General features: G+C 58.1%; 15 protein-coding genes, 1 rRNA gene and 2 pseudogenes (1 of these 18 cut by a window edge). 12 read left to right on the forward strand and 6 right to left on the reverse strand.

Annotation, left to right across the window (positions count from 1 at the left end; translation table 11 throughout):
- The first annotated feature begins 11 nt into the window (after positions 1-11).
- On the forward strand, positions 12-1856 hold the full coding sequence (locus tag GF1_RS08475) for an ABC-F family ATP-binding cassette domain-containing protein (RefSeq protein ID WP_267926103.1): 1845 nt from the start codon (positions 12-14) through the stop codon (positions 1854-1856).
- A 271-nt stretch (positions 1857-2127) separates the two neighbouring features.
- Here the strand turns inward: GF1_RS08475 and GF1_RS08480 are convergent, their stop codons facing one another.
- Both GF1_RS08480 and moaA read right to left on the reverse strand, forming a co-directional pair.
- Entirely contained in the window at positions 2128-2328 is a 201-nt protein-coding gene (locus GF1_RS08480) for a cold-shock protein (RefSeq protein WP_267926104.1), read from the reverse strand.
- A gap of 324 nt (positions 2329-2652) precedes the next feature.
- A complete protein-coding gene (gene moaA / locus GF1_RS08485; RefSeq protein ID WP_267926105.1) occupies positions 2653-3696 on the reverse strand; it encodes a GTP 3',8-cyclase MoaA in 1044 nt (347 codons plus the stop codon).
- 412 nt (positions 3697-4108) lie between these two features.
- Between moaA and tsaD the strand changes: the two genes are divergently transcribed.
- From tsaD to GF1_RS08525, 9 genes and pseudogenes are all read left to right on the forward strand, one after another.
- Positions 4109-5113: a tRNA (adenosine(37)-N6)-threonylcarbamoyltransferase complex transferase subunit TsaD gene (gene tsaD, locus GF1_RS08490; protein WP_267926106.1), complete on the forward strand. Its 1005-nt coding sequence runs from the start codon at positions 4109-4111 to the stop codon at positions 5111-5113.
- A gap of 73 nt (positions 5114-5186) precedes the next feature.
- A pseudogene (locus GF1_RS08495) lies at positions 5187-5618 on the forward strand (DUF2062 domain-containing protein); the annotation flags it as partial.
- A gap of 93 nt (positions 5619-5711) precedes the next feature.
- Positions 5712-6605 carry a 16S rRNA (adenine(1518)-N(6)/adenine(1519)-N(6))-dimethyltransferase RsmA gene (gene rsmA / locus GF1_RS08500; protein WP_267926107.1) on the forward strand — a complete coding sequence of 298 codons (894 nt, stop codon included), beginning with the start codon at positions 5712-5714 and terminating at the stop codon, positions 6603-6605.
- Positions 6606-6618: 13 nt separating this feature from the next.
- Positions 6619-7088, forward strand: a pseudogene (locus GF1_RS16590) (iron-containing alcohol dehydrogenase); the annotation flags it as partial.
- Positions 7065-7781 carry an iron-containing alcohol dehydrogenase gene (locus GF1_RS16595; RefSeq protein WP_435051709.1) on the forward strand — a complete coding sequence of 239 codons (717 nt, stop codon included), beginning with the start codon at positions 7065-7067 and terminating at the stop codon, positions 7779-7781. The pseudogene GF1_RS16590 and the gene GF1_RS16595, both read left to right, overlap by 24 nt.
- Positions 7782-8106: 325 nt before the next feature.
- Positions 8107-8337: a hypothetical protein gene (locus GF1_RS08510; protein WP_267926108.1), complete on the forward strand. Its 231-nt coding sequence runs from the start codon at positions 8107-8109 to the stop codon at positions 8335-8337.
- Positions 8338-8363: 26 nt separating this feature from the next.
- On the forward strand, positions 8364-9446 hold the full coding sequence (locus GF1_RS08515; protein ID WP_267929127.1) for a 3-deoxy-D-manno-octulosonic acid transferase: 1083 nt from the start codon (positions 8364-8366) through the stop codon (positions 9444-9446).
- A complete protein-coding gene (locus tag GF1_RS08520; protein ID WP_267926109.1) occupies positions 9406-11973 on the forward strand; it encodes a DNA internalization-related competence protein ComEC/Rec2 in 2568 nt (855 codons plus the stop codon). The genes GF1_RS08515 and GF1_RS08520 overlap by 41 nt, the downstream gene beginning before the upstream one ends.
- A 125-nt stretch (positions 11974-12098) precedes the next feature.
- Positions 12099-12632, forward strand: a complete 534-nt coding sequence (locus tag GF1_RS08525) for a PilZ domain-containing protein (RefSeq protein WP_267926110.1) — start codon at positions 12099-12101, stop codon at positions 12630-12632.
- 14 nt (positions 12633-12646) lie between these two features.
- Here the strand turns inward: GF1_RS08525 and GF1_RS08530 are convergent, their stop codons facing one another.
- Positions 12647-13729, reverse strand: coding sequence for a type IV pilus twitching motility protein PilT (locus GF1_RS08530; RefSeq protein WP_267926111.1), 1083 nt, complete (start codon positions 13727-13729; stop codon positions 12647-12649).
- Between the two features lie 157 nt (positions 13730-13886).
- Between GF1_RS08530 and GF1_RS08535 the strand changes: the two genes are divergently transcribed.
- Positions 13887-14078 carry a hypothetical protein gene (locus GF1_RS08535; protein WP_267926112.1) on the forward strand — a complete coding sequence of 64 codons (192 nt, stop codon included), beginning with the start codon at positions 13887-13889 and terminating at the stop codon, positions 14076-14078.
- A 249-nt stretch (positions 14079-14327) separates the two neighbouring features.
- On the opposite strand, the gene GF1_RS08540 is transcribed toward GF1_RS08535, so the two are convergent.
- The 3 genes from GF1_RS08540 to selA are packed head-to-tail and all read right to left on the reverse strand — an operon-like array spanning position 14328 to position 18555.
- Positions 14328-15011, reverse strand: coding sequence for an LOG family protein (locus GF1_RS08540; protein ID WP_267926113.1), 684 nt, complete (start codon positions 15009-15011; stop codon positions 14328-14330).
- Positions 15012-15019: 8 nt separating this feature from the next.
- Complete coding sequence (locus GF1_RS08545; protein ID WP_267926114.1) at positions 15020-17113, reverse strand: tetratricopeptide repeat protein; 2094 nt, start codon at positions 17111-17113, stop codon at positions 15020-15022.
- 2 nt (positions 17114-17115) lie between these two features.
- A complete protein-coding gene (gene selA / locus GF1_RS08550; protein WP_267926115.1) occupies positions 17116-18555 on the reverse strand; it encodes an L-seryl-tRNA(Sec) selenium transferase in 1440 nt (479 codons plus the stop codon).
- Between the two features lie 552 nt (positions 18556-19107).
- On the opposite strand from selA, the gene GF1_RS08555 reads away from it, so the two are divergent.
- Positions 19108-20598, forward strand: a 16S ribosomal RNA gene (locus tag GF1_RS08555) (it continues 73 nt past the right edge of the window).

The raw sequence follows: 20598 nt of genomic DNA on the forward strand, positions 1-20598 counted from the left end.
CCGGCCGGATCATGAGTCAGCTGCTATCCTGTCAGGATATCACCAAGGCCTTTGGTATACAGACCCTGTTCACCGGGGTCTCCCTGGGGATTCACTCCGGTGACCGGATCGGCCTGATCGGTCCCAACGGTGCGGGCAAATCCACCCTGCTCAAGATTCTCTGCGGCCTGGAATCACCGGACAGCGGGCGAATCTTTGTCAAAAAGCATGTCCGGGTCAGCTATCTGCCCCAGAGCGATATCTTTGCCGAGGACCGTTCTGTGGCCGATAACCTTTACGACGCGCTCAAAGACCTGGACCTGGACGAGACCGAACAGTACAACCGGGTTCACACCCTGCTCAGCCTGGGTGAATTCAGAGATACTGACCAGCCGGTCCAGCTGCTTTCCGGTGGCTGGCGCAAACGACTGGCCATCTGCCGGGCCCTGGTTGTCCATCCCGATGTCCTGGTCATGGACGAACCGACCAACCATCTGGATATCCAGGGTATCCTCTGGCTTGAAAAGATGCTTCAGGCCCGATTGCCGGAAAGCCCGGTCGCCTGGATCATGGTCAGCCACGACCGGCGCTTCCTGGAAAACACCGTCAACCGGGTCATCGAACTCTCGGCCGTGTATCCGGGGGGCTCGTTCCAGGTGAACGGCCGCTACAGTGACTTTGTCCTCAAGCGCGAAACCTTCCTGGACCAGCAGCAGGCCCGGGAGGAACGGCTGGCCAACAAGGTGCGGCGGGAAACCGAATGGCTCCGGCGGGGTCCCAAGGCCCGGACCACCAAGGCCCGTTACCGGATCGACGAGGCCCACCGGCTCCAGGAAGAACTGGGCAGGGTACGGACCCGCAACCGGATGACCGACAATGTGGAAATCGCCTTTGATGCCACCGGCCGCAAAACCAAGAAACTGCTCGTTGCCCGGAAAATCAGCAAAAGCTATGGTGATAACACCCTGTTTTGTGACCTGGACCTCACCCTGAGCCCGGGTACCAGGATCGGGTTGCTGGGGCCCAACGGCTGCGGCAAGTCGACACTGATGCAGATCCTGGCCGCGGCCGGGAAGGACAGCGGACCAAGGCCTGACAGTGGCGAGATCAGGGTGGCCGATGGCGTGCAGATCGTCAGCTTTGACCAGAAACGGGAACAGCTGGACCAGACCCTTACCCTCAAGCGTGCCCTGGCCCCTGATGGCGACTCTGTCATCTACCAGGGACGCAGCCTGCATGTGGTCTCCTGGGCGAAAAAATTCCTCTTCAATACCGATCAGCTCGAAACGCCGGTTTCCAGACTGTCCGGCGGCGAGCAGGCCCGGATTCTCATTGCCAACCTCATGCGGACCCCTGCCGATATCCTGCTGCTCGACGAACCGACCAATGACCTGGACATTCCCTCACTTGATGTCCTGGAAGAAAGCCTGCAGGAATTTGGTGGCGCCGTGGTCCTGGTGACCCATGACCGTTTTCTCCTGGAACGACTGTGCGACCGGCTGCTTGGCTTCGACCCCCGCGGGACTACCGGCTGGTTTGCCGACTGTGATCAGTGGCTGCGACATCTAAGTGGCGGAGAAAAAAGCCGGACCGCGGCCGCCCGTACAGACAAGTATGCGGGCCGGGAGACAAAGGCCAGAAAGAAAAAACCTGGCAAACTCTCCTATATGGATCAGCGGGAATACGACCAGATGGAAGAGAAAATCATGACTGCCGAGACTGAGCAGGAAAAGCTCAGACTCCAGATGGAGGATCCGGTCACGGCCTCGGACCCGGCGCTGGCCGCAGAATGCTGGGAAAAGCTGCAGCGGATAGAGGAAGAGATAAGTCGGCTCTATGCCCGCTGGGAAGAACTGGAAGAAAAGAGACAGGGATAATCTGTCCGCCCCGGAGGGGGCGGTATCGGTTTGACCATCCAGGACAGGTTTTTCTGCTGACAGGATAAACCAGCATGGCTGGACCATATTTTGGCACTGTCCAGCCACAACAGATAGCGAAGACTTCGGATAGCGAAGACTTCGAACCATGAAACTCACCCAGGCAACACCAGGCCCCGGGGTGAGTTTCGGATAAAGACACAAAAAAACCCCGTCAGTAACCTGACGGGGTTTTTGTACTTTCTGTACCTGGACGGTTATCTGATAACCGTTACAGGGTGACAACGTTCTCCGCTGCCGGACCCTTGGGTCCTTCAACAACATCAAAGCTCACCCGAGCACCCTCTTCCAGGGATTTGAAACCCGTGCCCTGGATGGCGGTATGATGAACAAAGATATCTTTACCCTCGTCCTGCTCGATGAAACCAAAACCCTTAGCATCACTAAACCACTTTACTGTTCCTTCAGCCATCTTCTTGTACTCCTTGGTACTGCTGGTTCCCAGAGGAACCTTTTTTAAAAACTGGATTATCACCCTTGATAATCCTTTGGGCAACCATGTTGCCAACTTGTGATAAGGGTCAGATCCCAGAGCAGAAACTCACGCTCAGTCGGGTAGAATTGTTATACATACCTTTCTTTGGGGCTCGTGGAGCCCGGAACTTCACCTTACTGCTTACTTATTACTCACACTACTACGTGAATAATACGGTCAGTATACCAGTGTGTCTGAAAAATAGCTCTCTTTTTCTGCAAAGAAAAAAATCCTCCTCTGAACCCGGCATAAACTTGGCGCCTATCCGCCGATCCGGGACATCCTGCCATGGCAGTCGCCCCCCTGTTCGCGGAGCCGCTCAGCCATCTGGTGCCCTTTTGGCTTGTTGCGGATGGCGGCCAGAAGGGTTTCGGCGATTTCCCCGTCACTGCAGCCGCGGCGCAGTACCGCTCGCAGATCAACTTCGTCGTCGTGCAGCAGACAGGAGCGCAGTCTCCCCTCAGAGGTAAGCCGGAGCCGGTTGCACCGGTCACAGAAATGATGACTGATGGGACTGATGAAACCAAGTGATCCCCGGGCGTCTCTACCCAGGCGGTAGACCTTGGCCGGCCCGTCAGCCCGTCCCGGCTGCAGAGGGATCAGCTCTCCCAGGGTGGTGATCCGTTCCATGATCTCGTCCGAGGACATATAGGTATCCTTGTTCCAGCGGGATGAAGCACCGATGGGCATGAACTCGATGAACCGGATCTGCAGCCCGGTCTCCCGGGACAGGCGGGCAAAATCAACCAGTTCATCATCGTTGATGCCCCGCATGACCACCATGTTGACCTTCACCGGTTTGAAACCGAGTTTCTGCACGGTTTCTATCCCTTCCCAGACCTTATGAAAATAATCCACCCCGGTGATCCGGGCAAACCGCTCCGGTTTCAGGGTGTCGAGGCTGATGTTGACCTTGGTGACCCCGGCCTTCTTGAGCTGCCCGGCGTACCTGGCCAGCAGAACCCCGTTGGTGGTTATACGGATATCGTCGAGGTGCTCGATATTTCCCAGCTGATCGATGAAATGCATGACACCACGCCGCACCAGGGGTTCGCCACCGGTGAGACGCAGCTTGGTGATGCCCATGTTCACCGCCACCTTCACCACCCGCAGCAGTTCTTCATAGCTCAGGAGATCTTCGGCCGGAAGCTTGGTCAGACAGCTTTCCTCCTCTTCGGTCACACAGTACATGCAGCGCAGATTGCAGCGATCGGTGAGAGAAAGGCGGAGATAGGATATGGTGCGGGAAAACAGATCCGTCAGCCCTGATCCGGCAGTTTCGGCCGGGGAAAGTTGCTCGTTCATGGAGTTTCCTGGTTGACCTTGCAAAAATTTGGTATATATACGTGTCATCACGATCCGGACGCATGGTCCGGCGACTAACGATCCCTCTGTCCGGCGTTGTTTGCCAACAGTCCTTAAAAGAAATCAGGATAACCGGCAAACAAACAATATTTTTTGTGATTACCACTGAAATTCAGCCACCGATACCTGAAGGTGTCGGCCTCACCCGTTTCACGGGTGTCTGTGGCCTGGATGGCCACAGTCAAGCCCCCAGGGACGGGTTTATGGCGTCCCGTTAAACGGATGAGGTCGACACCGGTTTCAATGCCAAAGATTGATGGTAATCAGAATATTTTTTTAGGCCCGGATTCAGGGAAAAAGCCAACTGTTACCACCTTGACGCTCCGATTGCAACCGGAGCGCATGATATAATATGCGTATCCTCGCCATCGAAAGTTCCTGCGACGACACTGGCGCCGCTGTCCTCGACGGACCGGAACAGATACTCTCCAACATCATTTCCAGCCAGTTCGACGTCCATGCCCGTTATGGAGGCATTGTCCCTGAACTGGCCTCCCGCTGCCATATCGAGGCCATCTGGCCGGTGGTACAGGAAGCCCTGTCGGCGGCAGGAACCTCGCTGGACGAAATTGACCTGATCGCCGCCACCCGCGGTCCCGGCCTGGTCGGCTCCCTGCTGGTCGGTTTCACCTTTGCCAAGGCCCTGGCCCTGGTCCGACAGATCCCCTGCGTGGGGGTGGACCACATGGCCGGTCACCTGCTCTCCGTATTTCTCGAAGATAACCACCCGCGGTTTCCCTATATCGCTCTGGTGGTCTCGGGCGGTAATACCTCGCTCTTCAAGGTGGACAACCCGACCAGGTTCCAGCGCATAGGCCGGACCCGCGACGATGCGGCCGGCGAGGCCTTTGACAAGGTGGCCAAGCTGCTGGAGCTTGGTTATCCAGGCGGACCTGTGATCAGCGATCTGGCCCGGGACGGAGACCCGACAGCCTTTGCCTTTCCCCGGGCCTGGCTGGACGAAGACAGCCTGGACTTTTCTTTCAGCGGCCTTAAGACTTCGGTGGTCAACCAGGTCCATCGACTGAAACAGAAAGAGGTCCCCCTGCCGGTCCCTGATATCTGCGCCTCATTCCAGGAGGCCGTGGTCGAGGTTCTGGTGGAAAAAACCATCCGGGCGGCGAAGCGATATGACTGTTCCACGGTGGTGCTCGGCGGCGGCGTTGCATCCAACCCGCGGCTGCGCTCGCTCATGGCCGAGCGCAGCGACCGGGAGGACATGAAACTGTTTGTCCCTGCCCCCCTGTTCTGCACAGACAATGCGGCTATGATCGGGCTGGCCGGTTATCATCTGTTTCAGGCAGGCCATACCGTCACCCCGGACACGGATGCCTATTCCCGTTCGCCACTGATGTGATCATGAACTTTCATCCTTCCAGAACCATTCGCTATCTCTACCTGCGGTGTAAGAGACTGCAGGGGATCCCGAATCACTGGCCCTGGGCATGGCGCTCGGCGTCTTTATCGGCATCACGCCAACCATTCCCCTGCACACCGTGCTCATCATCGCCCTGACCCTGGCCTTCAGGGTCTCCACCCTGTCCGGCCTGATAGGCACCGCCCTGGTCAGCAATCCGTTGACCATTGTCCCACTCTATTACCTCTGCTGGAAGATAGGCAACTGGTTCCTGCCCGGCCGGATCACCTGGGAACGGCTCAAGTCCCTGCTCGACCACCTCATGAACCAGGGCCTGGTAGAAGGGGTCCGCACCCTGAGCCACCTCAGCCTGGACGTAGTTCTGGTATTGATGAGCGGTGGACTGGTGCTGGCCATCCCGTCCTCGGTGATCAGCTACTTCCTCGCCCGGCACCTGTTTCTCAAATGGCAGATTAAACGGCAGCGCAAACACCTGCTCAACTGATCCCCGGCTCCGGGGACCGGAAGCACCCTACAAGAGAATATGTTCTCCGCCACGGCACCGCAGCGGAGCATCAGTTTCAAGGATACGAATTTTGTGAGCTATCAGAAAACCAGGGATATTCTCAAGGCCCGGGGGCTGGCACCCCATAAAAAACTGGGCCAGAACTTTCTGGTCCATCCCCATACCGCCGAGCGCATTGCCGACCTGGCCGACATCCAGCCCGAAGACACCATCATCGAGGTTGGCGTCGGGCTGGGCGCCCTGACCCTGCCGCTGGCAACCCGGGCCCGCAGGGTCATCGGTATTGAAACCGATGCCGGCCTGATCCGCTGGCACCGCGAAGAGGGAGATCTGCCCGACAATGTCGTGCTCCGCCATGAAGATATCCTTAAAACCGACCTGACAGAACTGGCTCGTGATGCCGGCCGGTTACGCTTTGTCGCCAACCTGCCCTACTCCATCTCCACCCCTTTTCTCTTCCGCCTGATCAGACACCATGAGCTGGTTGACTGGGCGGTGATCATGGTCCAGAAGGAGGTGGCCCTGCGGCTCATGGCCGAGCCCGGTACCAAGGAGTACGGCGCCCCCACCGTACTGCTGGCCGCCTGCGCCACAGTGGAACCCCTGCTCCAGGTCAAACCGGGCGAGTTCCACCCCCGGCCCCGGGTCGATTCCATGGTTATCCGTCTGCGTTTTACCCCGGCAGCACCAATGGTGAATACCCCCGGGGTATCCCTGGAATCGCTGCGCCGGGTGGTCAACGCCGCCTTTGGCCAGCGCCGCAAGACCCTGGTGAACGCCCTGTCTGCCGGCGGGCTGGGGATGGACAAGGAGACCCTGGCCGAGCGCATACGGGACGCCGGACTGGCCCCGTCCATCCGGGCCGAGAAGCTGCGCCTCGAAGACTTCATCTCCCTGACCGGCGCACTCTTCCCCGCCCCTGTTCCCGCAGCCGAATTCCACGGGTCTGACTACAAAAAAAAATAAAAACAAAAAAAGAATGCAGAATTTTGTCTTTCACAACCCCACCAAAATCCTGTTCGGCCGGGGCACCATTGGCTCCATAGGGCCGGAAACCAGGGAGCTGGGCTCCACCTGCCTGCTGGTTTACGGCAAAGGCAGCATCAAAAAAAACGGTGTCTACCAGCAGGTCTACGAGTCCCTTGACCAGGCCGGAATCCGGATTGTCGAACATCACGGGGTCCGCTCCAACCCGGTCCTCTCCCATGTCCGCGAGGGAATTGACCTGGCCAGGAAACACGGGGTCGATGTGGTGGTGGCGGCCGGGGCGGCTCGGTCCTGGACGAGGCCAAGGCCATCGCCGCCGGTGCCGTGGTTGAGCATGATGTGTGGAAGTTCTTCACCGGGAAAAAAAGCATCCGCAACCCGCTGCCCCTGGCCACGGTGTTGACCCTGGCCGCCTCCGGTTCTGAAATGAACTCCGGCATGGTGATCACCAACGAGGAAACCAGGGAAAAATTCGGCTGCGGCAACCGGTTTCTCCACCCCAGGGTCTCTATCCTCGACCCCGAGACCACCTACACGGTGCCGCCGGACTACACGGCCTACGGCGCCATTGACGCCATTGCCCATGTGCTGGAATTCTATTTCACCACCGAAGATCCCTCGACCCCGGTGCAGGACCGACTCATGGAGGGGTTGGTGGAAAACAGCATGCTGGCCTGCGAGCGGTGCCTGGCCAATCCCCGCGACTACCAGGGCCGGGCGGACCTGATGTGGACCGCCACCCTGGCCCTGAACGGTCTGACCGCCGCCGGACTTGGCCGGGTCGGTTTCCCCATGCACATGATCGAACATTCCCTGAGCGCTCTTTATGATGTGCCTCACGGGGCCGGCCTGTCAGTGGTCCTGCCCGGCTGGCTCAGCTGGCGGGCCAGGACAGAGCCGGGAAAAATCGCCCAGCTGGGCCAGCGGGTCTTTGGTCTGGCCAATCGACCGGCGGATGAGCTCGCGACCGAGACTATCAACCGACTGCGCCGGTGGTTTATCCGGGTCAAGAGTCCTGTTACCCTGGGTGAGCTTGGCATTGATCGGCAGGATATCCCCCATATAGCCAAAAACGCCCTTGGGCTGGCCCGGATATGGCGACTCAAGGAGTATGATCAGCCGCGCATCGAAGAGATCCTGCGGTTCTGCCTGTGACCGTTTTTTATTTTTCCTGGAAAAATCCAGGACTCAGGGCAGGATCGAAGTAACATCTGATTACCACTGACATTCAGCCTTCGATTGATGAAAGTGTCGGGGCTTGCTTGTTGCACGGGTGTCTGTGGCCTGGATGGCCACAGTCAAGCCCCCAGGGACGGGTTTATGGCGTCCCGTGAAACAAGCGAGGCCGACACCGGTTTCAATGCCAAAGATTGATGGTAATCACAAAGTAAAATACCTCGAACAGGGAGTATCTCTGTACCTCATGGTCTGAGGACTTATCGAAAAGAGAGTCCCCACAGAGGGCGGAAGGTCTTTTTTTATGATCCGGCTCTATAACAGCCTTGTTTTTCTGCTTCTTTTTTTCTGCTGGCCCATACTGCTGCTTGTCAGCGTGGGCAAGAAAAAATACCGTGGCCGGACCCTGCAGCGGCTGGGTGTGGGCCTGCCGGAACTCCGACCGGCCACCAGCCGCAATCCGGGCAGTTCCACAACGAACCACAGAGCAAAAGCACCTGTCATCTGGCTCCACGGGTTGTCGGTGGGGAGATAACCTCGGCCTTTTCCCTGCTCAGCCGCCTGCGGCGTGAATTTCCCGAAGCGGTCCTGGTGGTGAGCGTGACCACCAGGACCGGCATGGAGCTGGCAGCAGAGCGGCTGGAGGGAATTGTCAACCACCTGCTCTACAGTCCCTTTGATCTCCCGCCGGTGGTCAGCCGCTTTATCGGCCGGTTGCAGCCGGATCTCTTTATCCTGGTGGAAACCGATTTCTGGCCCAACTGGCTCCTTGGCCTCCGGCAAAAACAGATTCCCTCCCTGCTGGTCAATGGCAGAATTTCCCAGGCCTCCTTCCGCCGCTACCAACGCTTGGCCTGGTTCTTCCGGCCCATGTTCCAAAGCTTCACCCGCCTGTCCCTGCAGTCTGCCAGCGACAGGTCCAGGTGCCTGGAGCTGGGCATTGCGGCCGACGCCATCCGCATCCTCGGCAACCTGAAATATGACACCGGGTTGCCGGATAACCGCCGGGTGGCCCCAAGTCGGGAAAAGACCGGACTGGATCACCAGGCACGAATCTGGCTCTGTGGCTCCACCCACCGGGGAGAAGAAGAAACTCTCCTTCGTGTCGCCCTGGAACTCAAAAGCGAAATCCCGGACCTGGTGCTGGTCCTGGCGCCCCGGGACGTGAACCGACGCGAAGAGCTGGTCCGGCTGGCCCAAAAACTTGGCTGCAAGCCGGTACTGCGTTCCCGCTGGCTCCAGGAACCAGGCAACAGAGACAGGATCGACATGTTGCTCCTGCTCGACACCATAGGCGAACTGGCAGGCTGGTACCAGCTGGCGGACCTGGCCTTTATCGGTGGCTCCCTGGTTCCGGAAGGGGGACACAATCCCCTGGAAGCAGCGACCTGCTCGGTCCCGGTCCTCTTTGGTCCCCACATGGATGATTTCACCGATATAGCAGCCGAAATGCTGGCCTGCGGCGGAGCCAGGACCGTTCATTCAGGCGAGGAGATGCTTGGCCTGGCCAGGGATATCCTCAACAGGCCCGATCAGCACCAGGCCATGCAGAGGGCCCAACAGCAGCTGATAGCAAAACACAGCGAGGTGACCACAAGACATATTGAAGAGATCAAGGCCCTTCTCCACCAGTCCGGTTCCTGAAACCCGCGCTCCCCGTCCCATTTGGCACCCGGTCCGCTGGTGCTCCGGCAATCTATTGCCCGTGGTGGCCATCTGCTTTGTCGCCGGAGCCTGGTCCGCCAGATCGTATCCCTGTGCGCCAGGCCTGTATCCGGCGCTCATCGCGGTTGCAGCTATCTGCAGCCTGGGCCTGCTTTTCCTGTACCACAAGCGTAGCCCCACCGGTCTTATATTTCTGCTGCCCCTCTTTCTCCTGGCCGGATATATGCACACCGCCCGCCACCTGCTCCCACCGGCCAATCCCACCCATATCTACCAGCGCATCACCCAGAGAGCCACCATCCACCTGACCGGCACCGTGCTTGGCATGGTGACCTGGGACGGAGAAAAAACCCGGCTGACCCTGGCCAGCGAGACCCTGTTCCTGCCCGGAAAAGCACCGGAGCGCCTGGCGGAAACAACAACGTTCAGGCCGGTTCACGGCAAAATCCGCCTGTCCCTGCGCGGCCGGCCAACCCGACCGATCAGGAGTGGCGACCGACTGCTGCTCATGGCCACCGTTGACCGGATCCACAACTACCGAACGGTGGGCAGTTTCGATTATCAACTGCACATGGCGGCCCGGGAGATATATGTCTCCGGCTGGATCCCCTCCCCCGATCACATCTGGCCCATCCCGGCCCGGGCCTCGCTCCCCCAGAAACTGAAAGAGCTTCCCGGCCAGGTGCGCCAGGAGATGGGTGATTTCCTGGCCGCGACCCTGGAACCCGGGCCAGCCAGCCTCTACCAGGCCCTGCTCATCGGCGACCGGTCCCGGGTTCCGCCGGAGGTGCTCGAACATTTCAAGATTTCCGGCTGCATGCATTTACTGGCCATCTCCGGCATGCACATGGGGTTGCTGGGGCTCATGCTCTACGGCTCCCTGCTCTGGCTCCTGAAACGCTCCACCCGCCTCATGCTGGCCTTCCATGTAGAGACTCTGGCCGCCCTTCTCACCATGGCCCCCCTTTTTCTCTATGCCCTTGTCGCCGGCATGCACCTGCCAGTGCTCCGGGCCCTGATCATGGCCCTGCTCCTGCTCCTGGCCGTGGTCCTGCGGCGTCAGAGGTCACTGATCCATGTCCTGGCCGCCGCGCTGCTGGTCATCCTTGCCATCCAGCCCCTGGCCCTGTTCACGGTTTCGTTTCAGCTCTCCTTTGCCGCGGTACTGGGCATCATCCTGGCCATTCCCAGGCTCCAGGAAAAGTTCGCCCGGGCCGGCCACGGGAGTACCAGGATCCGGACCTGGATCCAGGGCGCCTTTCTGGTTTCCTGCCTGGCCACCATTGCCACCCTGCCCATCATGCTGTTTCATTTCAACCGGATTTCCCTGATCGGTCCGGTCATGAACCTGCTCGTCGAACCCCTTCTCTGCCTGTGGGCCCTGCCCATCGGCCTGGTGGCCGCTCCCCTTATCCCCATCCAGGCTGAGCTGGCCCGGGGCCTCCTTACCCTGGGCAGCCTTGGGTTGGAGGGAGCCCGAAACCTGACAGCAGCCGCCAGCCATATCCCCCTGGCCTCCGTGCAGACAATCACCCCCTCGGCCGGGGAAATAATCACCTACCTGGCAGCACTGTCGCTCTTTTTCCTGCCCGGGAAAAAACCATGGTGCCTAATTGGCGGCGCCGTGCTCCTGGTCCTGGTGACGTTCCATTTCACGGCCGGGCTCTGGTTTACAAAAGAACCGGGCCAGACCACGGTAGCCTTCCTCGATGTGGGCCAGGGTTCCAGCACCTTTATCCGCATGGATGACGGAACCACCCTGCTCGTGGATGGCGGCGGCAACCATTCCAGCCGCTTTGATATCGGCGAGCGGGTCATTGGACCCTACCTGGCCCGACAGCGGGTCTGGCGCCTGGACCAGATGATCATCACCCATCCGGACAGCGACCACACGTCGGGTAGCGGTTTTCTCCTGGACAGATTCCGTCCGAAAATCATCCATGTCAACACCATCGATCCGGATGACCACCGGTCTTTTGGTCAACTGCTCTCCCGGGCCAGGGAACGAAACATTCCTGTTGTCGTGGGACGCAAGGGCGAGGTGTACCACCAGGGTGTCAACACATCTCTGCGCTGTCTTGGCATGAATGGGACCGGGGACCTGTCCTCCCTTTCGGGAAACGATCTGGGGCTGGTGATCCGGCTGGATCACGGCCCCGTCGGTTTCCTTTTCCCCGGAGACATCTCTATCCGGGCGGAAAAGGTCCTTCTGGCCGACAAATGGAGTGGCAGGCGACTGGCCGCTGACCTGCTGCTCGCCCCCCATCACGGCAGCGACAGCTCATCCTCCAGGGATTTTATCTCCCGGGTCAACCCGCGACTGATCGTCGCTTCCGCAGCCCGGGCAAAATCCGGCTGGTTTCCCGGGCAGCGGAACCTGCAGCTCTGGCGCCAGGAACAGATTCCGCTGCTCACCACCGGCAACAGCGGTACCATTACCTGCTCCACCGACGGCGTCCGGCTGGAATGCACGACCTTTGAAAAAAAGCGCTTGAGACTGAAGTGAAAAAACCCTGGAAACAGGCCAAAAAAACAGAGAGGTGGAGTTGTTTCTCCGGGGAAAAACAGGTATAAAACAGGCCAGACTCGATTCAGGAATACAAAAAATTCTATTTCTCCCGAGAGTTATCCATGTATGTATTTGGCAGAAAATGTCCCCGCTGCAAGGGGCGCGACTTGTCTCCCCTGACCCTCCAGCCCTGGATGGACTCCTTCCCGGCCGCCAGGCATTATCACTGCCGGACCTGCAGCCAGGACATTCTCTCCTTCTTTCCCATCTCGGTTCTCCTGGAAAAAAGGACGAGCGAACGGTTCAAGATGCCCAATAACCTCCTGATTCGACTCAAAGGACAGCACGAACAGTTCGCCAGGATCCACGACCTGTCGGAAAACGGCCTGCGATTCAGCTACAACTATGACAGCCAGAAATTTGCTGACACCGCCCTGGAGGTCGACTTGTATAACTGCGAGCAGGGAACATTTCTGGAAAGGCTGCCCATCCGGGTTCTTTCAAGTACCTTCGAAACCAGGAAGATAGGCGACAGCCCCACCACCATCGTCTGGCAGGGTGCCTGCTTCGGACAGCTGAACAGGGCCCAGAAGACGATCCTGAAAAACTACATCACCACCTACGGACAGAAAGAGGAGAGCCCTCTATCCTCCTGAGAGGGCAGCAGGGGTTACACCTCGGTGAAATCGGTGGGCGGCTTGCGGAGAAACTTGACAAACTTCTGTTTCTCCACGCAGTTGGCATAGGCGTCTTCGGCACTGATTCGTTTTTTCTGCAGCAATTCCATGATCGCATCATCCAGGGTCTGCATGCCGTACTTCTTGCCGGTCTGCATCACCGAAGGAATCTGGTAGGTTTTACCTTCCCGGATCAGATTTCTGACCGCCGGGGTACAGATCAGTATCTCCAGAGCCGCCACCCTGCCCTTGACATCTACCCGCTTGAACAGGGTCTGGGAAACCACTGCCCGCAGGGCATCAGCCAGGGTGGAACGGACCTGCCCCTGCTGGTTGGCCGGAAAGATTTCAATGATGCGGTCAACGGTTTTCATGGCATTGAGGGTGTGCAGAGTGCCAAAGACCAGATGACCTGTCATGGCCGCCTCCATGGCCAGAGAGATGGTTTCCAGATCCCGCATCTCACCGACCATGATAATGTCAGGGTCCTCGCGCAGGGCTCCGCGCAGGGCGGTGGCAAAGGATTTGGTATGGGTCCCGACCTCCCGGTGATTGATGATGCATTTCTGACTCTTGTGAACAAACTCCACCGGGTCCTCGATGGTGAGGATATGATCCTTCCTGGTCTTGTTGGCCTCATCAACAATGGCGGCCAGAGTTGTCGACTTACCTGATCCGGTGGGACCGGTCACCAGCACCAACCCTTTGGGCAGGGCCGCAAGCTTGGCTATGACCTTGGGCAGCCCCAACTGTTCACAGGTCAGGATATCACTGGGAATTTCCCGGAAGACAGCCCCGATCCCGTTTTTCTGTTGAAAATAGTTGCAGCGGTAGCGGGCAAGACCGGGGATCTCGTAGCCGAAATCCATGTCTCCGGTCTCCTCGAAGATCTTGATCTTGTCCTCGGGACAGATCTCGTAGAGCATGGCCCGAAGCTCTTCGTTCTGCAGCACCTTGAACTTGACCCGCTCGATATCCCCGCGGATACGCAGTACCGGCTGCTGGCCGGCGAGCATGTGCAGGTCCGAGGCCCCTTCGTCATTCATCAGTTTAAAAAAAGCATCTATCTGCGCCATGCGCCTTATCTCCTGTCACCTGTCTGACCTGGTATAGATTTTTGAACTTTTCCCTGAATCCGTGACGGAAAAATTACTCCTAAATTGAGCGTTTCACCCATCTGCAAATGGAAAAAAGATAACTTATTATAATTGTTTTCTTTTTAAAGTGTTACAGATGGGTGAAACCATCCGGGATTTCCATTTTGTGATTACCACTGAAATTCAGCTACCGATGGATGAAGGTGTCGGCCTCCCTTGTTTCACGGGTGTCTGTGGCCTGGATGGCCACAGTCAAGCCCCCAGGGACGGGTTTATGGCGTCCCGTGAAACAAGGGAGGTCGACACCGACTTCAATGCTGAAGATTGATGGTAATCAGATTCCATTTTGACCCAATCCGGAGTCTACGCTTCGCTCCGCTTACCTGCAGTTCAGCCTACATTAAACACCGCAAGACTCGCATCTTGGGACAGCAGTGAAACGGCAAAATGAAAATCGCTCAATTCAGGTATTGTTTTTTGTTATCTGCCTTGAAATTCAACTTCACGGATTCAGGGCTTCCTCCAGGATTATATCACTACCTGAAAAAAGAACGAAACCCGCGGTGCATTTTTTCCGCTAGAAGACCACGGTTTTGCGAATATGGCGCACCACCTTGTCCACCTCGTCGATGGTCTCAAAAAGCAGGAGATCCTCATCCTCGATCTTGCCACTCGCCAGCAACCGGTCCCTTATCCAGTCCACCAGCCCGCCCCAGAAATCCGAGCCCACCAGAATAATCGGGAAGGGCTTGACCTTTCTGGTCTGGATCAGGGTGATTGACTCAAAAAACTCATCCAGAGAGCCAAACCCGCCAGGCAGACAGATAAAGGCCATGGAATATTTCATGAACATGACCTTACGGACAAAGAAGTACCGGAAATCAAGGGGCATGTTGACATATGGGTTGGACTCCTGCTCGTGGGGCAGATCGATATTGAGTCCGATGGATATGCCGCCTGCGTCCGCGGCCCCGCGGTTGGCCGCCTCCATGATACCGGGTCCGCCGCCGGTAATGATGGCATAGCCGTGGTTGGCAAGGCGGCAGGCTATCTCACGGGCCTTGATATAATCGGGATGATCTTCCGGGGTCCGGGCCGAGCCATAGATGGTTACCGCCGGCTGCTTGATGGCAGACAGGGTATCAAAGCCCTCGACAAATTCGGACAGGATGCGAAACATCCGCCAGGAATCCCCGGTGGTCATCTTTTCCAGGCAGTATCCATTTTCCGCCTGAAGCATTCTATTGAATTTTCGCTGCATGATTTTTTTTACTTCTCCTTGACCGGCGCGGCCAGGGCATCGAGACGACCGTGCACCAGCTCCGCCACCGGGACGGGTAGATTTTCATATTGCAGGATCCTGTTGAGCTGGTCTGCAGCCCTTGACCGGGAGCCTGTTGCCGCCCACAGTTCGGCCCGGAGCAGATCGGCCGCCAGCCGGACATGCTTTCTTCGTCCGACACGACGGAGAGCCTGCCAGGCCTCCCTGTGACGTCCCAGCCGGCACAGAGCCCGGCCCATATAGAGCCACAGCCAGGGATTGGCCTCGTTCATAGCCAGAGCCTTGCGACACAGTTCAAGGCCCAGCTCATCGCCCTGACCGGTCAGGATATAGGACAGACCAAGCATACTGATGGACCGGGCATCATGGGGATAAACCCGCAGCCCGCGCTGCAACAGAGTAACTGCCCTTTCCTCCCGTCCGGTTTCCAGGCAGGCGGCGCCAAAAAGGCGACAGTAATAAAATTCCTGTCTGCCTGACCAGCCTTCCTCCAACCGCCCGAACAGGGTCACGGCTTCCGGGAACCGGTACAGCCGGCAGTAGAGCCTTCCCAGCTGCAGGGCCAGGTCCCGCAGACCGTCGGGATCCTCTTCCTGCTGCTTGAGCACCAGGGCCTGTTCAAAAAAAGCAACGGCCTCCTGTTCCCGTCCCTGAAGGCGCCGGACATAGCCCAGGTTCACCAGTGCCATCTGGTCGTCCGGATCCTGTTCAAGGACGCGGCTGAAACATCTCCCGGCCTCGCGCAGCCGGTTCATCTCGCACAGGGCCACCCCGAGACTGTTGAGCAGATTGGTGTCGTCGGGACGCAGCCGCAGTCCCAGGCGGTACTCGCTCACGGCCTGACGGTAGTCACCCTCGTCGAAAGAATGGTCGCCGCTCACATTGAGACTTAAATGATCAAAAACCACACAGGCCCCTGGCCCGTAAAAGGAGCCATGGAGGATGGCTTTGCGGCAGTTGCGGATGGTGGCGGTCCTGGAGTATCCCAGGCAGGGCCAGCAGCCGATTCCGGCGGAAAAACATGCTCCACTCCGATGGGAAAGATGGTCAAGGAACTTCCCGGCCTGCTCTCTGGCAGCACCGCCTTCCATCCCGGGGAAGAGCACAAAAGCCCGGCGGGAGCCCCAGGGAACAAGAGATACCTCACCCGGCAGGACCTCTGCCAAAATCCCGGTCCAGGACGACGGCGGCTGCTCTTCGCTCTCCAGAAGTACCAGGGCGAACCGGTCCAGGCCCCGCCAGAGCCGTTGCAACCTGGCAACCACCCGGCGGGGAGCCATGGCCAGGGGGTGGCTGGCAGGATCGGCATCCAGACCGGATTCACACAGGCTGAAGGGGCCGCGCCGCTCAGCCGTCAGCAGCGCTCCCCAGCACTGTTCCAGCATATGGCTGAGGGATTTTTCCGCAGCAGAAAGAAAACCGACGTGCACCCCGCTGCATCCCTCCCGGCGTAAAACACGCAGCAGGCGGCGGGCAATAGCGGCCGGTTTTTCCACAACATCGAAGACCAGGCAGAAGAGCCCCTGCCCCAGGTAAAAGCGGAATCCAGGCTGGGCGGCCTCAAAAAAATGGGCCAGCCGAATCAGCTGCTGCAGTCCGGTCCCGGCCCTGGTGGTCCGGAAAATGGTCCGGACGAGAAACATGGACCGGTTTCGGCCGGCGGAAACATCGGCTCTCTGCAGTGCCCGCAAGGAATAAAGACCAGTGAGAGGGTCGACGTAGCCCAGACAGCACTGCTGCAGCTGACGCTGAACGCGGCGCTGGAGATCACCAAGCCACTCGGGAGCCATCTTGCGAAGTAAAGGTCCATCCACCGCCGAGACAAGAACAGCCCCGGCTTCTCCACCTGAAAGAGCCAGTGGAATCACCAGGATATCCCGACATACAGTCGGGCCGCCATCCCGGCAGACGGTCACGAGTTCAGCCTCCGGGACCAGGGAATTCCGGGCCCCGGGATACCAGAAATCGATTTGGGCCGGCACAGGCAGCAGATCGGCGACCACAGGGATCAGTTCACCGGCCAGGAGCTTAAGATCCTCCAGGCGGAGTTCCCGATCCCGGGAAAAAAGAGGTTGCAGCATGCTCAGTTCCCGACCAGAACAGAGATGATCACAGAGGCCAAGTCCACCACCTCGTCATCGGCAACGGTGCGCATGTCGAAAATAAACCGGTCATCTTCTATCCGGCCGATGACGGGCAGATCCTGCTGCCGGAGCAGCTGCTCCAGGCGACTGACCGAAATGTCGGGCGCCAGAACCACGGCCCGGCTGACCAGGTTCTGCTCCGGCATGGCCCCGCCGCCGACCCGGGACATGGTCTCTTCCACCGTAATCCGGCAACGGTCCGCCAGCTCCTTGCGCAGCCTTCTTGCCAACCGTTTTGCCCGCCGGTCCACCTGTTCCACAGGAGCTGAAATCATCGCCAGGGTGGGTATGGTGCTCAAGGCCTTTTGTTCATCCAGGTAGAGGCGGAGGATGGACTCCAGACCGGCCAGAGTGAACTTGTCTATCCGCATGGCCCGGTTCAGGGGATTTTTCTTGATCCGGTCGATCATCTGGCGCCGTCCGAGAATGATGCCGGCCTGGGGTCCTCCCAGGAGCTTGTCACCGGAGAAGGTCACCACGTCGATTCCGGAAGCCACCACCTCCTGCACCGTGGGCTCCTTCATCAACCCGAAGCGAGAAAGATCAACAAAACAGCCAGACCCCAGGTCCTCCATCACAGGCAGCCCATGACGTCGGCCCAGGGCCACCAGGTCCTCGTTGCTCACCTGGCTGGTAAAACCGATGATCCGGTAATTGGAGCAGTGGACCTTGAGCAGGAGTCCGGTTTCCTCGGTCAGGGCGTTTTCGTAATCCCGGAGATGGGTCCGGTTGGTGGCTCCGACTTCTTTCAACAGCGCTCCACTGCGGGCCATAACATCGGGAATGCGAAACGAGCCACCGATTTCGACCAATTGGCCGCGGGAAACAATAACCTCCTTTCCCCGGGCCAGGGTTTCAAGCACAATGAGGACTGCGGCAGCGTTGTTGTTGACGACCAGGGCGGCCTCGGCTCCGGTCAGATCACAGAGCAGCTCTTCTACCAGTGCGTAGCGGCTGCCCCGTCTGCCGGTATCCAGATCAAACTCGAGATTGGAATAGCGACAGCCAGCCTGCTGTATTTGTTCCATGGCAGCCCGGGGGAGCAGCGAGCGGCCAAGATTGGTATGGATAATAACCCCGGTTGCATTGATCACCCGCCGGAAACGGGAACGGTTCTGCCGCTGGACCTCCTTGAGGATACGGGCAAGGACCGACGGAAATTCAAGGTCGTCTGGTGTAACCACCTCTCCTGCGAGAATGGCCTGGCGCAAGGTATCGAGTACCTGACGAACCACCTTGGTCACCAGGGTCATGGGCGCATCCGCGGGCAAAGAGGGTTCCCCGGCGAGGCGGAGGAGACATTCATCCACCTTGGGAATCCTGCGAAGGAGCTGATGGCAGGCCTTGCCGCCTGCAGGTGTCGTATGTTCCGGGGCCATGGTATGCTTCGCCTCCTTTTATATGAAAGTCTCGTCCCACTCTCCAGGGGGACAACAGCTTTCATGTTTCGTTGTGCAGGCCGTGGAAGCCTGCATGGGTGTTAGTTATGGGACCTGTACGGGATTGTTCTGTTACGCCGGGCATGTTACGATATCTCGGAGAAGGAAGGCAATGAGAAAAAGAAAACCAATTTAATTCCAGGAACTTTTAAGCAAAAGATTCCGAAGATGCTTTTTGGGCAAAATAGGTGTTGACAGGGAAGAGACGATACGGTAGGTTCCCGTCCCGTTGCTCGCGAACAAAACATCGATCGCAGCAACGAAGCCTCAAAAAAAATCTTGACAGATCGGAGCTGAGGCGTTACATTGCTTCTCGCCCGTTAACAGCGGGCCAAGCAAATAACCTGTTCGACCAACGGGCCGAACGGCATTGATCTTTGAAAACTGAACAGCATTCAAGCGGGCCGAAACGAACCTGACCGGTGGAAGCTGGTTAGGCTTTTTTGTTGAAGTCCAATCCTTGAATTCAATTCATGTGATTGGTCAGGATATAAACTGGAGAGTTTGATCCTGGCTCAGAACGAACGCTGGCGGCGTGCTTAACACATGCAAGTCGAACGAGAAAGGTTCCTTCGGGAACTGAGTAAAGTGGCGCACGGGTGAGTAACGCGTAGATAATCTACCCTCTTGTCCGGGATAACATCGGGAAACCGGTGCTAATACCGGATATCTTCCATTGCTGTCGGGTGATGGAGGAAAGGTGGCCTCTGATTCAAGCTTCCGCAAGGGGACGAGTCTGCGTACCATTAGCTAGTTGGTGGGGTAAAGGCCTACCAAGGCGACGATGGTTAGCGGGTCTGAGAGGATGATCCGCCACACTGGCACTGGAACACGGGCCAGACTCCTACGGGAGGCAGCAGTGAGGAATATTGCGCAATGGGGGAAACCCTGACGCAGCGACGCCGCGTGAGTGAGGAAGGCCTTCGGGTCGTAAAGCTCTGTCAGGAGGGAAGAAATGTTATACGGTTAATACCCGTATGACTTGACGGTACCTCCAAAGGAAGCACCGGCTAACTCCGTGCCAGCAGCCGCGGTAATACGGAGGGTGCAAGCGTTGTTCGGAATCACTGGGCGTAAAGGGCGCGCAGGCGGTTTGTTAAGTCAGATGTGAAAGCCCACGGCTCAACCGTGGAAGTGCATTTGAAACTGGCAGACTTGAGTACCAGAGGGGGAAGTGGAATTCCCGGTGTAGAGGTGAAATTCGTAGATATCGGGAGGAATACCGGTGGCGAAGGCGACTTCCTGGCTGGATACTGACGCTGAGGCGCGAAAGCGTGGGGAGCAAACAGGATTAGATACCCTGGTAGTCCACGCCGTAAACGATGTGAACTAGGTGTTGGGGGTGTTGATCCCTTCAGTGCCGCAGCTAACGCATTAAGTTCACCGCCTGGGGAGTACGGTCGCAAGATTAAAACTCAAAGGAATTGACGGGGGCCCGCACAAGCGGTGGAGTATGTGGTTTAATTCGATGCAACGCGAAGAACCTTACCTGGTCTTGACATCCCGGGAATCTCCTGGAAACAGGAGAGTGCTTTCATTAGGAAGAACCCGGTGACAGGTGCTGCATGGCTGTCGTCAGCTCGTGTCGTGAGATGTTGGGTTAAGTCCCGCAACGAGCGCAACCCTCGCCTTTAGTTGCCATCAGGTTATGCTGGGCACTCTAAAGGGACTGCCGGTGTCAAACCGGAGGAAGGTGGGGATGACGTCAAGTCCTCATGGCCTTTATGACCAGGGCTACACACGTACTACAATGGCCGGTACAAAGGGCAGCGACACTGCGAGGTGAAGCGAATCCCGGAAAGCCGGTCTCAGTCCGGATTGGAGTCTGCAACTCGACTCCATGAAGTTGGAATCGCTAGTAATCGTGGATCAGCATGCCACGGTGAATACGTTCCCGGGCCTTGTACACACCGCCCGTCACACCACGAAAGTCGGTTGTACCAGAAGTGGTTGCGCCAACCCGCAAGGGAGGCAGGCCACCAA

The sequence above is a fragment of the Desulfolithobacter dissulfuricans genome, assembly GCF_025998535.1.
GTDB lineage: Bacteria > Desulfobacterota > Desulfobulbia > Desulfobulbales > Desulfobulbaceae > Desulfolithobacter > Desulfolithobacter dissulfuricans.